This window comes from Moorena sp. SIO1G6 (assembly GCF_010672795.1).
In the GTDB taxonomy this organism is placed as follows: Bacteria; Cyanobacteriota; Cyanobacteriia; order Cyanobacteriales; family Coleofasciculaceae; genus Moorena; species Moorena producens.
Genome location: NZ_JAAHFZ010000045.1, coordinates 35757 through 50914 on the forward strand (window position 1 = coordinate 35757; position 15158 = coordinate 50914).

Consider the following 15158-nt stretch of genomic DNA (forward strand, 5'->3'; position numbering starts at 1 on the left):
ATAGCTGAATGCTTACTTAATAAGACTAGATATTATTCCCCCGACTTATCACGAACGCCTTTAACAATCCGAGAGAGTTCGCTCTTTTCATCGACGGGAATCCGAGTGGGAGAACCACTGATAATTCGTTCGTAATTGCGGAAGGAATCCTTAATTTCTGGTCCATCCTTACTGATAGTGTACTCTCGGATACCTGTATCATGCCAAGAGCCACGCATCTTAAATACATTGATAGCACGGGACATTTCACCACGAATTTCCACATACTGTAGCATTATAATTGTGTCAGTAATTGTAGAAATATGGGAATCGGTAATGGAGTGAGCTCCCATAAATTTATCTGTGGTATTGGTAAAAAATCCGGTAATTTCTTCTTGCTTCGCATAGCCCGTCACACCAATCACAAACTGCCGAAAGGCATTGTTGCTCACTCCCCGTGCTAAAGCAGAAAGAGAGTCGATGGCAATGCGAGAGGGTTTAAATTCAGCAATTTCTGTTTTTATCCGTTGTAAGTGGTCTTCTAACCCCGCTGATTCTGGATAAGAACAAAGAATTTTTAATAAACCCTTTTGTTCCATTTCCTCAAAATTAATGCCCCAAGACGATGCATTACGAGATAGCTGAGCCCGAGATTCTTCGTAAGCAAACAAAATCGCGCGATCACCTTGTATGCAAGCATTTTGGATAAACTTGCTCACTAACAAGGTTTTGCCAGTACCTGTGGCACCCGTTGCCAGGATAATGGAATCCTTAAAGAAACCACCACCACACATAACATCAAGAGTGTTGATTCCGGAAGACACTCTGGCCATGGAAGACCGTTGAGTCAGTCGCATTGCTCCTAAGGGGAAGATATTGATCCCTTGATCCGTAATCGTAAAGGGGTATTCTCCTTTCATATGGGTGGTACCCCGCAGCTTGAGAATTTCTATAGTGCGGCGTCGGCGTTCCCCTTCCAGAACATTACGGACAATGACCACATTATCCGAGACAAACTCTTCCACCCCGAATCTAGCTACTGGTCCATACTCTTCAACTCGCTCTGTAGTCATAATGGTGGTTACGCCAATGCTTTTCAGGCGTGCCACTAGGCGAAAAATTTCTCGACGTACCACAGAAGCAGCATCGTACTGCTGAAATATGGCAGTGATTGAGTCAATGGAAACTCGCTTGGCTTTGTATTTGTGAATGGCGTACTGAATACGCTCGATCAGGGCAGACAGGTCGAAGTTGCCGACAATGTCCTGTCCTTCTGGATCCGGGGAAGCATCCAGAATAAATAGCTTGCCTTCATTAACTAGTTTATTTAGCTCCCAACCAAAGCTTGATGCATTTTTGCTGATATCTGTGGGTGATTCTTCAAATGTAACAAACACACCAGCTTCATCAAAATTGCTAATGCCGTTGTAGAGAAATTGAACGGCTAATAGAGTTTTTCCAGTGCCAGACGTTCCACTGACCAGGGTGGTTCTACCAGATGGTAAACCCCCATGAGAGATTTCATCGAAGCCTTCGATCATTGTCCGTATTTTCTGGACACCGACCGTTGTTACTGAGTTTTGATATAGTTCATTTTGATTAAATTGATTCATATTGGTCTTAAGTAAATGTTCTTAATCAAAAAAAAGTTTAATGGTGTTGCTGACTTGCTAAATCTTGACTATTAATCTAAAATGGTATAAGATATTTAGAAATCCAAATCTCCTTCACGGAGTTCTTCATAGAGCAAATCTAAGCCGATCAAGACTTTTTCTCGATCCGAGAGATCCCCAATGATTTTTCGCACAGGAGGCGGTAAAACTTTTGCCAAGGTTGGTGTTGCCAAAATTTTATCTTCCTCAGCTAGTTGGGGGCTCTTGAGAACATCAATTACTTTGAGAGCGTAAACCCCTTGGAATTCCTGTTCGAGAATAGTTTTCAGTGTTCTCAAAGCCCTGACGGAGTTGGGGGTGTTCCCAGCTACATAAAGCTTGAGAACATAAGTTTTTTTATAGGAACTCATAGGCTCTTAAGTTTAGGAGAAGATGGGTTAAAGGTCAATACAAGGGATCAAGGAACTCAAGGAAACGGTTTTTTAGGAGAGCCTCCCATCAAGCTTACTACTCAATGTTGATCCGATTATGCTGATCTTACAGTTCTCTGGGGATGGAGCGGCGATACATTTCACCTAAGTGAGCAATCACGTCGATTAACGTCAGGCGATAATCCAGCAGTATATCCTCTCTACGCCCTTCCAGCTGCAACTGTTTGGAAAATTCATCCATCAGTTCCATATGAATTTCCACAATCTTAGATATAGAAATATCCGCAAAAAACACTTGTTCTACAAAATGATCGATGTCTTGGTTTAGGGTATCTCCCGGTGCAAAGTACTGTAGAACAATTTGACGATACTGTGATCTTAAGTGTTCTAACAGCTCATCCCTGTCGTTGAGAGATAGATTACGAAAAAAAAGCCGAGGATTTCTCTTGTAGTACACACCAAGGTATCCAAGTCTTTCCCTGAGCTTTTCAGCTAACCGATGCTGCTGCTTACTCAAGAAACTGTAATTAGCTACTGCGAGGTTAGGATAAACTGGGCCAGATGACCTGGGTAAGTTACAGGCGGGAGCTAGGGACAAAAACTCTGTCATCGCCTGTTGGATGAAATCGCCAATCTCAGGTAATTGGTGAATACTAAGTTCGACTTCTGCCGGATGGAACAGATGAGCGCTAGACCTAGCGGTGAATTTATCCGTCGTCTGGTTAGAAGCCAGCTGTTGATTGCTGTCAACCCTAGGGGGGATTTCTGGGGAGTCCGACCGCAAAAATACTGCAGGTAAGGTGGTTCCTTGCAGGTACAAGTAGTGGATCACCTTGGGAAGTGTGTCGGTATCCTGCAATACCAAACAATCAAGATCCTGTTTATGTTGCTCAACCACCTCGAAAAATTCAGATTCGGAGCTAGTAGAGTGTATAATATACTGCTCGCTACCCAAAACCTGAGAAAGGGATTGAGCTAGGGAATCAGAACTGATCAGCGTACATATGGTTAGTTGGGAAAGCAACACAACAGGTCTGGAATAACAAACTGGTTACTCTTACTATATAAGAGTCCTTAAACCAGTAAAATTTTAACATTTTTTTTAACAATGAGCTTAATATAAATTAAATTGAATTGAAACAGTCTGATAATTGAAATTAATTTTGATTTCGCGCCTCACTATATGCCCAGTGTTGAGCAGTATATTGAAAAGTACTTGCTCTTCAAGCATTAGGGGATCGCCCATGCCCTGTTGGGTTTGAGTGAATTCCTTTGTTGCTACTTTAGGAGGATGTGTTGCTACTGTAGGGCTCAACCGCTGTTGAAGCTAGATTGGTTATGTCGATGCCTACTCCCAGTATCCAAAAATTTGCCGAGCTAGTTCCTATTTGTCAAAGGACTTCTGATTTGGCTACTATTCTTGATATTTTTCATGCTTCAAGGCATGACTCGATTGTGGTAGTCAGCGAACAGCAATATCCTGTGGGAGTGGTTAACCTAAGGCAGATCATGCCTCACCTGCTCTCATACGCTAAGGTAGGTAGCTCAGGAGCAACAATGACAACTGGTTTTCTTCACAAACCACTATCTTGGATACAGCCAAACATCATTGAACCCATAACCATCCTACCAGGTAAGCTGAGTCTAAACCAATTCTGGTACTACCTACAAGACCATGGAAGTAGGGAGGGGGGGTTAGGGGAGTTGGGCAGAAACTGGGATAGAGAATTTAACCAATTCCCCATCCCAGATCAGGAACACTGGGCATTAGTAGATGGGGACCAGAAATTTATCGGACTCCTTAACAGTTGCCTGCTGTTAAAATTCTTAGCATCCACATTCACCCAACAACGTTCTGAATCGATAGTAAAGCGTACTCAACCCAAGGGACTGAACCCTAATCCCCTCAGGACTCACCACCCACACTATGGATTAACAGCCAAGAGTTCTTGGGCCAATTCCCTAGGATTATCATCTCGAATCAACTCAGGACTGAAAACTCAGGAAGAAGCCCTAACTTACAGTGCCCAGTTCAAGGGCATGAAACCCTTAGTGCAACTGTTAGAACAACTGCCATTACCCCTAAGCATACAAACCTCGACGGGAAAAGTTTTAGTTGAGAATCTGACCTGGCGTGAGCAGATTGAGACATCATCCGAGGGGACTCCGGGAAATAGTAGCACCACAGGCACTAAGAATACTACCTCTGCTATGAAAAACCCTGGAGCTAGGGAAAAGATACCCTACCGTTCTTCTTACAATCGTCTCTTATCTAATCATGTACCGAGGGAAGTCAGTAAGGAAGGTTTGAAGCAATCGATGGAAGAGCCTAGGACATCGTTAGACTTCCAGTGGCGTCAGCCTGATACCCAGAATTCCCCAACCTTCCATAACCAATCTGCTCCTCGATCTCCAGGACAATGGCCATTATCTGTGGGCAATGTTTGTGACCAGGGAGACAAAACATCTGAACAAGCTGCTGTTGGGCAATACTGTGCTCTTGATACTCCCTATCAAGCAGCAACCACTATTCACGAGCGCGTGCTGCTCTTTTCACCACCAGTCAAGAAAACCGGGGCAAACCATACCCCCTGCCAGGAAACCGCTGCGCCAACTGATCCAACTCTTTCAAACAGCCAGGAGCGGGTATTCTCGTTTGTCAAAATTCCTCTGTCACCTGCTATCGCTGCTCTTTGGGAAGGAGGACTAGAAACTGACAGTTGCGAGCCTAAGGTAGCTTTTAACTATTCCCCATCTCCAATATCTCGGTCTGAGTCACCTAACTCTCAATTGTACCTAGTGTTGGCTCAAGATACCACAGAGCAACGACTCTTTGCCCAAGAACTGGCAGCAAAAAATGCTGATTTAGTGCAACTAAACCGACTCAAAGATGAGTTTTTAGCTTGTATTAGCCATGAACTGAAAACACCTATAACTGCGATTTTGGGTTTGTCAACTTTGTTGAAAGACCAAGCCCTAGGGGAACTCAATCAACGTCAATCCCGTTATGCGCAGTTAATTTATCAGAGTGGGCGTAAGCTAATGACCGTGGTCAACGATATTCTCGATTTGACCCGTATGGAGACTGGTCAACTGAAACTTACCCTCGAACCGGTGCCAATTCGGACTGTATGCGATCGCGCTTATGACCAGGCTCGCTCTGAAATAGACTCAAAACACTCGGAGGACAACAATCGAGATTATCCCACAAAATTCACCCTAGAGATTGAAGCAAGTTTAGAGATGCTGATTGCTGACGAGTTGCGTTTACGGCAAATGTTGGCCCATCTGTTTTCTAATGCCCTTAAGTTTACCGATGGCAGTGGTGAAATTGGTCTGAAGGTCAATTGGTGGCAAGGTTGGATTGCTTTCACGGTCTGGGACACTGGCATTGGTATTCCTGCTGATAAACAGCACTTGATCTTTCAGAAATTCCAACAGCTGGAAAAGCCTCTGACTCGTAGCTTTGAGGGGACGGGTCTGGGATTAGTCTTAACACAACATCTAGCTCACTTGCATGGTGGAGATGTCTCGTTTATTTCCAAGGCAGGGCTCGGTAGTCAGTTTACCTTACTCTTCCCCCCCTGTCCTCCCCACGCTTCATCTGATCAATTGGACAATTGGGATGAGCAACTATCAGAGATTGCCCCTACGGCAAGGTCTCACCCCCCATCTTCGACGCCCAACCGTTTAGTGTTAATTGTGGAAGCTGTACCTCGTTACCTGGAAGGATTGACGGAACAGCTCAAGAGTTTAGGCTATTGGGTGGTGGTTGCCCGCTCTGGTACGGAAGCAATCGAAAAAGCCCGTCGTCTACAACCCTATGCTATTTTACTCAATCCCCTACTACCAAAACTTTCTGGTTGGGATGTCCTAACACTGCTAAAGTCCGATGCCCAAACTAATCACATCCCGGTTTTGGTAACAGCCACCCAGGCCGAAAAACAGCAGGCCACCCACAACAAAGCTGATGGTTTCTTAAGTCTGCCAGTACAAGAGGAAGCATTACGAGAAAACCTGTCTCGGCTGGCTAAAGATGAGAGTAATACCAGTAGTGTGCTAACGATTCTCTATCTCAATCCTGGTGATGGGCGAAAAGGCTATTCTGTAGAGTCCTACCAGAACCCTGACTCGTCTGCACTGACTTATGAGTTAACTTCACTATTGAGTCTAGAAAACTTAGACCTCAATTATCGGGTACTCGAAGCCGATGATTTCGATCAAGCTGAGTTATTGAGCCGGGTTTGGAATCCAGATGTGATTGTATTAAATGGTGCTCGACTGATAAACCCTTTAATCTACTTGAATCAGTTTTCATCATATCCTTGCTTGAGTACTTTACCACTAGTAACCCTGGATCACCAAACTACAGAAGCTGCTAATCAAGTAACTGGTCTTTCGGTCTATCCCTGTTTAGCACCAAATAATCAACAAAAGATGGCTGCCATACTGCAAGTCATTCAAGTGGCAGCTGGAATCAGTTGCAAGCCTACCATTTTAGTGATGGACACGGGGGAGCAGAGGACAAAGTTTAGGGGTAATCCGTTACAGGTTAACAGGTTGAACCTTGAATCCTCTCACTTATCCTACGGGTTGTCAATGGCCGGAAAATCATCAACATCTTGGCTACAGGCACTGATTCAATACTTACAAACTGCTGGTTATTGCAGCTTAGTGGCCTGTTCTTGGGCAGAAGTATACCGTCAAATTCAGGGAAAAAGTGTGGACTTGCTGCTGATTCGATTAACAGATCTCACTAATCCTTCAGAACATTCGAAAGGATTGATAACTCTTGCTCAATTGCCAGAGCGACCACCCATTCTGGTTTTGGATCATCGATTAGAGGCTAAGCAGCACGATCCAGTAATCCAGAGTAGTAACAGTAGTAACTCGAATTCTCAGTTGGAGTTGCTGCTTGAGAAAATTGCTACTCAGATTGTACACTGGCATTCTCAGTCAATGACCCAGTTATTGAAACAGATTAAGCAGCTCATGAACCCAACCCTTTAAAGGGGTGGGATGCAAGTCGGTCATATTGTCCGACACCGTGATTGTCCATCCAGTCTTGGAGACACTTGTTGCGAACAAAGCCAGCCGTGGGGATCATAAAGCCAATGATGCCAAACTGTTTTGTTGAACCTTCCTCTTTTGGATTCAAGTACAAACAACAGCAATTCCTAACTATCTGATCAGTTTATTATACCATAAGGATGCCCTTCGCCCAATTTATAGCGTTGATCGCAGTTATGAGGTACAGTCTTTTTTGACGTTGATTCCCTGTTTTGATGCAGCGCATTCCTATTCCCTATTCCCTATTCCCTATTCCCTCTTCCCTCTTCTCTCTTCAGGTGATCCGCTGTTCCGGTGATCCGCTGTTCCCTAAAATCCCGAAATTTTGTACCTCATAGCTATGATAATTGCTATATTGGTTGGTTGCAATTGAGCCCACGGCAAATCAACGATTATGGCGTGAGCCTTCTTTCGAAATTCAAGCTAATATGGAGAAGACACCTCCTATCCAGCCAAAGTTATTTGGATTTATCTCACGTTTACCTTAGCATTTATATTTAATCATAGTTAATATTTGTGGCTAATTAATATCGTAATGTTTAATTAGTTTTACTAAAAATAATTAAACGAAAAACAGGACAAGGTTAAAACGTAATAACAAGCATAAAAATAAATATGAAAACGGCAAACCAACAAACTGTTTACGGTTAACAAAAGGATGATTAAATAGTAAGATTACCAAAAATAAGTGCCAACAATAGTATTGCTTATGGTTAATGAATGGAGCGGTCGCTTAATCTGAGTTGCTAGAAAGTATTTACGTTAATTTAAATAGTAAGTAAGAGTAAGTAAGTTTTTTAAAGGAGGTAGACCATGAAACGTCTTGTGGTATGTTGTGATGGAACATGGCAAGAGTTATCAAGTACTTACCCAAGCAATGTGGTTAAGATTTCTCAGGCAGTTAAAGCATTGGGTAGTCACGGAGTTCTACAAATCGTATTCTACGATGAGGGAATTGGCACAGAAGACTCTCTGAAGAGCAAGCTTTTCGGTGGCGCTTTTGGCAGAGGGATTGATACCAATATCCAGGATGCTTATCGCTTTCTTTGCCTGAACTACATCCCTGGTGACGAAATCTACCTATTCGGTTTCAGCCGTGGGGCTTATACAGTGCGCAGTCTAGCTGGAATGATTTATAAATCAGGCTTGCTATCCCGCTCCGAGATCCGTAAAGCTCCGGAAGCCTACGAAATGTACCGCTCTCGGGATATCAAGCCCAATCACCAACAAATGGTAGAATTCCGCAAAAAATACGGAGAAAGTGTCCCCATTACCTTGCTTGGCTGCTGGGACACGGTTGGTTCCCTTGGTATCCCTAATTTATCCCCCTTTTTGTGGTTTGACAAAAGGTTTAACAAGAGGTACAGATTCCACGATACCTCTTTGAGTCCGATTATTGAGCATGGGTTGCACGCTGTATCCATTGATGAGCAGCGCAAAGTCTTTGACGTGACGCCAATGGACAAAAGCCACCTTTCCCAGACCCAGGTTGTTCGTGAAGTATGGTTTCCAGGGGTTCACGGCTCCGTCGGTGGTGGCTCCCAGGAGCAGAGCGGCTTGTCCGACGGCGCACTGCAGTGGATGATGGACTCAATCGGCAAGATCGGTCTTGGTCTTGAGTTTGACCCAAGGGCAATTCCTACTGGTATCAACCTTGATTATGATATTGATTTCAACAATGCTCTGGGTCTATTCAAGTTCACAGGGCGCAAGCTACGGGAGATTTCGGATAACTTTGATGACCTTCACCAGAGTGTAATAGAACGCTGGATGAAGCGGCCTGATTATCGACCGAGGAATCTGGCTGACAAGCACGGCCCCAGACTAAATCAACTATTACAACTTAAGCAACAGAAGTAAAATAATGATGTCAATTTTGGTTTACTAGTCAACAGCTAATAATTAGTAATTTGTTATTTGAATAAAATTGTGAAGTATGAAGTATGAAGTGTGAAGTGTGAAGTGTGACAACTAAACTTTTAGTTTTTAATTTTAGATTTATCAACAAAAACTTGTTTGGAAACGCGAATGAGTTTATAGGGACCAAGACTAGCTAAGGTAGTATATTGCTCAGGTTTTAGCTTGGCTTTCTTTAGCCTTTTCTTCCTAGCTAACATCAAAACGGAGGGAGGTGAAGGCTGAGTCACTGCTATTTCTTTCATGTAATTTCGTGCTTTTTTACCTTTGCTCATGTAGGTGACGGGTTGCTGGGTGTAAAAAACCACACTGGGTTTTTTGAAACCAATCATAATCAATTCTTCTGACGATTGCTTTTCTTGAACAGCAATGGCAGATAATTGCCGTAGGGGTAATTGACGCACTTGATCCACTAACAAGAAAGTAGGGGTCAACACGAAAATAAGAAAGGCTAAAAATCCCACTAGGTTGACTATCCATAGCCCAAACAACCAACGTCGCCAGAGCAACAGTGCTGCTACAATAGCAGTTATACTCCAAATAATACCTCCCCTCACCATTAAGCCGGATTCTTGCAACTGCTCCGGTAAGTCTGGTGCTGCTGGTCCACTACCGATATATTCGGGAGCCAAAAAAATGGCAGTGGCAAGGGCAATTAACAACAAGAGGTTAAATAGGCTACTGAGTAGCATGGATCGGGAAAGGGGCACACGGGCAGACCAGGAAAGGGTACTAGTATGGGTGAGTTGGTCACTCCACAATAAAGCCAAAAGAATGGCGGCAGCTGGAATTAGGGGTAGCACATAGCTGGGTAGTTTAGTGGCAGCAATGGTAAAAAAGCCGAAAATCCCTACAAACCAGAACAGAGCAAATAAACCCAAATGAGTAGAACGGGGTGAGTTACTCCACCGCACCCGCCGCCAAAATTTTAGTCGTGCGATCGCAAACGGCAAGTAGCTCGACCAAGGGGCAAAAGCTACTAGTACTACTGGAAAATAAAAATACCAAGGCCCAGCGTGGCGGTTAACGGTGCGAGTAAAGCGTTGAATATTGTGATATCCAAAAAACGAGTCGATATAGGCTTGCCCATTGGCTAGGGTTACTAATAGATACCAAGGTAGTGTCAGAGCCAAAATAATCACAATGCCTCTAAATAAGCACATTTCCTGCAATACTTCCCTGCCATTGCCCAGGTAAAGCAGAAAACCACCAATAATTAGTGTGGGTAGAACGATACCGACTGGTCCTTTGGTAAGGATAGCTAGAGCAATGAGCACATAACAGGCTAGGTACCAACGGCAAGGGTATTTGTGAGGGGGTGAGGGGCTTTTAGCAACAGTTTTTTCGCTGCTTCCGAGCTCCTGTGCTCCTGTGTTCCTATGGTTTCGATGGGCATACCCTAGAAAAAAACTTAGTAATGCACCCCCGACACAGGCGCTGAGTAGCATATCTGAGACACCGGTTCTTGCCCAGATAATGGTTTGAAGATTCACTGCCATCAGGGTTGAACCAATCCAGGCACAGATCCACAACTGGCGCTGGCGATAGGAAGAGTTGATTTTGCTATCCCTGTGCTGACTTGACTCTACATCAGGGGTAAAGGCAGCAGGACGGGAAATCCCATAATATCGTAGGGTGTAAAAGGCTAATCCAGTTAATGCGATCGCACTCAAGGCTGACGGCAGTCTTACTGCCCATTCATTCACCCCAATCAACCGGTAACCAATTGCCATCAACCAGTAGATTAGGGGGGGTTTATCAAAGCGAGTCTCACCATTGAAATAAGGGGTAATCCAGTCACCTGTCACCGTCATCTGGCGAGCGGCCTCAGCAAACAAGGGTTCAGTTTCATCTACTAAACCGATGTTGCCCAAATTCCACAAAAAAGCTAGCCAGCTGATCAGGAGTAACCACAGAATAGAAAGTGTCCAGATGGTGGTGGGATGCTGTTGCCAAGATTGCCACCAATTTTTAAACCTATTAGCTAATGTAAACTTCATCAATGGGCTAGGGTGTGATTGAGGTCTAGCAGGCTATCATTATTCCAAAAACGGATAGCATGGTCTACACGTGTGTTATTCTTATTTCAACGAGTGTAGTAGATGCAGAATACCCGTCTTAATAATTTAGTTGATTTTTTATGGACGCGGCTGGGGCTATGGTTTGCTAATCCCTGGCGACGCCTGTCGATGGTCCTGATTAGCTTTCTGTTTGGCTTCTTGGTAGGACAAGCCCTGTGTACTACAGCAGGAACTGGCCAGGAATGGATACTATCTGGGATGTTGATTGTTTTTACAGAAGCAGTTAACCGGTTGATTTATAGCGGTAAATTTCCAAAAGGCCAATTAAATCAAACCGTTGACCGGGTTTCATGGTTGGCAGATGTAGTCAATGCTTTTAAAATTGGTCTGGTATACAGTATGTATTTAGAAGCCTTCAAGCTTGGCTCTTAAAATAGTAATCAGTTACTAATGAGTTAGTAATCACTGCTGAGTAATTACTGCTGAATCCTAACAAGGGAGACGTCTGATGCAACTACTGACCGAGAAACGATAAATGACAAGTGACACCAAGAGCGTTGGTCAAATTCTCGAGCAGTGGGTATCAGGAAAAACACCCAATCCCCTTGAATCTCAGCAACTCTTGGCTGAGGAACTGGCTGATCACCTAAAGGCAAAGGCGTTTGGCATCACAGAGGATAATGGTGAACAGGTAATCCAAGCGCGATCGCATTTGTTTGAGATAGTCTACCCAGATATTCTCCGTCTACCGTATTTTGAAACTACTCCTGAAACACAGCAAAAGACTCTCTTATGCCTCTGGAACCTCTGGCTTCCTTTAGCCATGGAGTTGGTATCCTGTCGTAAACAGCTGGGACGTCCTTTGATTCAGGGCATATTAGGAGGGCAGGGCACCGGGAAAACCACTCTAGCGGCAGTCTTAAGTGTGATTCTCCACAAATTAGGCGATGGACTTCGTCCCGCTTTCAGCGAACGCACTCTCAGCCTGTCTATCGATGACCTCTACAAAACCTACAAGGAGCGACAACAGCTTCAAGAACAAGACCGCAGGCTGATCTGGCGTGGTCCCCCTGGAACTCATGATGTTGAGCTGGGTTTACAGCTATTAGACCAATTACGATCCCCTTCCCCTACCGCAGAAATCCTCGTGCCTCGGTTTGATAAATCAGCTTTTGGGGGGGCTGGAGACCGAATCACTCCAGAGGTGGTCGAAAGTATTGATATTGTATTGTTTGAAGGGTGGTTTGTTGGGGTTCGACCCATTGAGCCAGAAGCGTTTGATGGCTCTGTTCCAGAACCGATTCATACCTTGGAAGACCGAGAGTTTGCTCGGGATATGAATCAGCAACTGAGGCTTTATGTACCCCTGTGGGAACGATTAGACCGATTGATGGTACTCTACCCTACTGACTACCGCCTCAGTCAGCAATGGCGACTACAGGCAGAGAAACAGATGATTGCTCAGGGTAAGTCAGGGATGGAAGATTCACAAATTAGAGATTTTGTCAACTATTTTTGGAAAGCTCTCCATCCAGAATTATTTATTACACCCCTGACTCGAAACCCAAATCTAGTAGACTTGGTGGTTGAAATTAATCCTGACCACACACCTGGTGTGATTTATTCACCAGGGGATGCTGATTAGGATAAAATCAACGTAAGCATATGCGCGTAGCGCACGCTGCTTGAGGTGCTATCAGCCCTTAGGCGTCAGCTAATCAACGGGAGGTAGTAAACAAGCACCGGGATTGCTGGTACGGCTGGTTGAAAATCCCTGCTCGTTTGACTGATCTGACCCCATGCACTTCTCGTGCCAGAGTAATATAGAGGCAATAGTCAACATCGCTTGATAATTGATGGCATATTTCTCATAACGAGTTGCGATTCGTCGATTTTGCTTGAGGCGATTAATAAGTCGTTCGACTCGATTTCGTTCTCGTTTGCAGACCCCGATTGAAGCGTTCTCGTTTTTTCTCATTGCTTTTCGGGGGGAATAATAGGGGTTGCTCCCTGAAAACGCAGTTTTTCTCTAATTGCTTGACTACTGTAAGCTTTATCACCTAAAAAGTAGCGAAATCGACTTTTTGGTCTTCGAAGTCCAATTCCTTTGACTTTTCCTCCAGTCAGTAAGTCATCAAAAGCAATGGTGTCATGACTACAAGCTGATGTTAGGACAAAAACCATTGGTTTTCCAAACCCTTCAGCTCGCTTTGTGGACTTTTGTAGAGAAACCTCCAAGTGCTACGCCGCTTAGCTTGGTTTTGTTGCCCTCTTTTGCGACCGCCGCATGTTGATGTGCTCTGACTACGGTACTGTCGGCAAAATGGACTTCCCAATCAATCAGCCCAACGGCTACAGCTTTTTGTTGAAGACCTGCCCAAATTTGATCCCAAATACCAGGTTTTCGCCATCGGTAGAACCGACTGGAGACTGTACTGTGAATTCCGTAATCCGGAGGTAAATCTCTCCAGGGTGCGCCTGTTCTCAAGATCGGTGATAATCCCATTAATGATGGAACGATTGTCATGTGCTGGTTTTCCAGTCCGGAGACGAAACCTTAGATAGGGTCGCCTTTATGGGCGACAGGCTATGGGTAAAAGGGTTAAAACTTATTGATTAAGGCGACCCTATCTTACGGTAACTTCGTTCCCAAGCTTTTTGAGGTGGTAATAAGGGCGCTTTGCTTTTCCCACTGTTCGTCGGTTAACTCGCCTCTGTTAGCAATCTCCATTCGTTTTTGTGCTACTTCCGTGCGTCTTTTTACCAAAAATTTTGGGTAATCGCGCCCCGTCCTTATAGGAGACGCGCGCCTCAGAGTTAAGAAGCATTTATTGGGAGCAGGCTATGAGCAAAAGGGTTAAAACTTATTAATTAAGGCTTCTTAACTCTTACGGTAACTTCTAGAGACGGCTTTCTTTTTAAGTGAAAACTTGACAGTTTTCGCACTGCGTGTTATTAAAAATCTCAACAAGAAACCAAAAACTAGATAAATACTATCTAATGATAAGTAGACAACGTAAAAAATATGTATCAGATACATATTGCGTAATTTGGTAAGCACGACTTAAGCGATGCAGAGGTGCGACCCGTGGCGAATTTAATTACGGGTCAAGCGCACCATTACGGTCTTGGGGAGGCAGCGCGGTCTTGGGGGTCTCCCCGGAGACGAAACCTGATTACGTTGAGCCTTTATGGTTGGTAGGTTATGCAAAAAAGGGTTAAAACTTATTGATTAAGGCGAGCCTGTCTTACGGTAACTTCAAACCATGAGCGACTGCCGTGGTTTCCCCCACTCGCGCTTTGCATCAAGACAACGTCTATGAAAAAAAATTAGATAAAAAAAGTATCTATCTATATGTAAAAAAAAGGTAAGGTACGGTGGGGCATACTGGAACCTGGATCGTTGATCCGTTCGCGTAGCGTCGGCTTGGCCGTAGGCCACGCCAAAGGCGAACGCCGATACCCTTGCGGAGAATCGACCTCTACTCTTCCTGACTCCGGCAAGGTTCACGCAAGTTGGCTCTATGAAACAAGAATCCCCGTCCATAAGCGGGCGGGGAGTGTCAATTAGCATACAACAGTTTGCAGACACGCCCTAGATATAAAGCCAGCTTGGGCTATATTTGGGCTTGATTTTGGCTAAAGTACCATTAGTTGAAATCATGTTTTTTCTGACTGCTATAGATAAAAATAAATCTTTTAACTGTTGATCTAAGAAAGATTTATGGTCAAGTTGAGCAAAACGTTTGCTTAGGGTCGGGCTTTGCCCAAATTCCCTTCCTTATGCTCGCGTTCGCTTTTAGCGGCTCCAAAGGAGCATCGCAAATCTCTCTAACCTAAATTATTGGGTTTGCAGACACGCCCTAGAGAAATACAGCGGTTTGCACTTCAATTAGGTACAAATTTATGGGTTTTTAGGGAGCAGGGACTTCGGAGCAGGGACTTCGGAGCAGGGACTTCGGAAGAGGAAAGAAGGAGAAAATCCTGTGTACTTGATAGTTAAGCTGTTGCGCATTTAAACTGTGATAACAGCATTGCCTTTGTTTTTTATTTTTCGTACCCATTTTATAATTAACCCTCCTTCATTTAAAAGATGATTTAACAAACATTCTAATTCTTCAATTGAT

The 15158-nt window shown here is 44.2% G+C and carries 11 protein-coding genes and 1 pseudogene; 5 read left to right on the plus strand and 7 right to left on the minus strand.

Annotation, left to right across the window (positions count from 1 at the left end):
- Window positions 1–32: 32 nt before the first annotated feature.
- From kaiC to F6K63_RS28050, 3 genes are all read right to left on the minus strand, one after another.
- A complete protein-coding gene (gene kaiC / locus F6K63_RS28040) occupies window positions 33–1592 on the minus strand; it encodes a circadian clock protein KaiC (RefSeq protein WP_008182354.1) in 1560 nt (519 codons plus the stop codon).
- Between the two features lie 95 nt (window positions 1593–1687).
- Window positions 1688–2002 carry a circadian clock protein KaiB gene (kaiB, locus tag F6K63_RS28045; protein ID WP_008182352.1) on the minus strand — a complete coding sequence of 105 codons (315 nt, stop codon included), beginning with the start codon at window positions 2000–2002 and terminating at the stop codon, window positions 1688–1690.
- A gap of 127 nt (window positions 2003–2129) precedes the next feature.
- On the minus strand, window positions 2130–3050 hold the full coding sequence (locus tag F6K63_RS28050) for a circadian clock protein KaiA (RefSeq protein ID WP_008182350.1): 921 nt from the start codon (window positions 3048–3050) through the stop codon (window positions 2130–2132).
- A gap of 317 nt (window positions 3051–3367) precedes the next feature.
- Here F6K63_RS28050 and F6K63_RS28055 point away from each other — a divergent pair, with 317 nt between their 5' ends.
- The 3 genes from F6K63_RS28055 (at window position 3368) to F6K63_RS28065 (ending at window position 8953) form a co-directional block, all read left to right on the plus strand.
- Window positions 3368–7033, plus strand: a complete 3666-nt coding sequence (locus F6K63_RS28055) for an ATP-binding protein (protein ID WP_008182345.1) — start codon at window positions 3368–3370, stop codon at window positions 7031–7033.
- 275 nt (window positions 7034–7308) lie between these two features.
- Window positions 7309–7431, plus strand: coding sequence for a hypothetical protein (locus tag F6K63_RS28060; protein WP_287313728.1), 123 nt, complete (start codon window positions 7309–7311; stop codon window positions 7429–7431).
- A gap of 475 nt (window positions 7432–7906) precedes the next feature.
- Window positions 7907–8953 (plus strand): T6SS phospholipase effector Tle1-like catalytic domain-containing protein, encoded by a 1047-nt coding sequence (locus tag F6K63_RS28065; RefSeq protein ID WP_008182343.1) that lies wholly within the window; start codon window positions 7907–7909, stop codon window positions 8951–8953.
- A 119-nt stretch (window positions 8954–9072) separates the two neighbouring features.
- Here the strand turns inward: F6K63_RS28065 and F6K63_RS28070 are convergent, their stop codons facing one another.
- Window positions 9073–11010: an ArnT family glycosyltransferase gene (locus tag F6K63_RS28070; protein WP_008182340.1), complete on the minus strand. Its 1938-nt coding sequence runs from the start codon at window positions 11008–11010 to the stop codon at window positions 9073–9075.
- A gap of 102 nt (window positions 11011–11112) precedes the next feature.
- Between F6K63_RS28070 and F6K63_RS28075 the strand changes: the two genes are divergently transcribed.
- A complete protein-coding gene (locus tag F6K63_RS28075; RefSeq protein WP_008182338.1) occupies window positions 11113–11463 on the plus strand; it encodes a DUF565 domain-containing protein in 351 nt (116 codons plus the stop codon).
- 103 nt (window positions 11464–11566) lie between these two features.
- The gene (locus tag F6K63_RS28080; RefSeq protein WP_287313730.1) at window positions 11567–12676 is read left to right on the plus strand and encodes a glycerate kinase; all 1110 of its coding nucleotides are present in this window, start codon (window positions 11567–11569) and stop codon (window positions 12674–12676) included.
- A 168-nt stretch (window positions 12677–12844) separates the two neighbouring features.
- On the opposite strand, the pseudogene F6K63_RS38060 reads toward F6K63_RS28080, so the two are convergent.
- From F6K63_RS38060 to F6K63_RS28095, 3 genes and pseudogenes are all read right to left on the minus strand, one after another.
- Window positions 12845–12970: pseudogene (locus F6K63_RS38060) on the minus strand (IS5-like element ISMra2 family transposase); the annotation flags it as partial.
- Between the two features lie 35 nt (window positions 12971–13005).
- Window positions 13006–13215, minus strand: coding sequence for a transposase (locus tag F6K63_RS28090; protein WP_008182333.1), 210 nt, complete (start codon window positions 13213–13215; stop codon window positions 13006–13008).
- Between the two features lie 16 nt (window positions 13216–13231).
- Window positions 13232–13537: an IS5/IS1182 family transposase gene (locus F6K63_RS28095; RefSeq protein WP_008182331.1), complete on the minus strand. Its 306-nt coding sequence runs from the start codon at window positions 13535–13537 to the stop codon at window positions 13232–13234.
- Between the last annotated feature and the right edge of the window lie 1621 nt (window positions 13538–15158).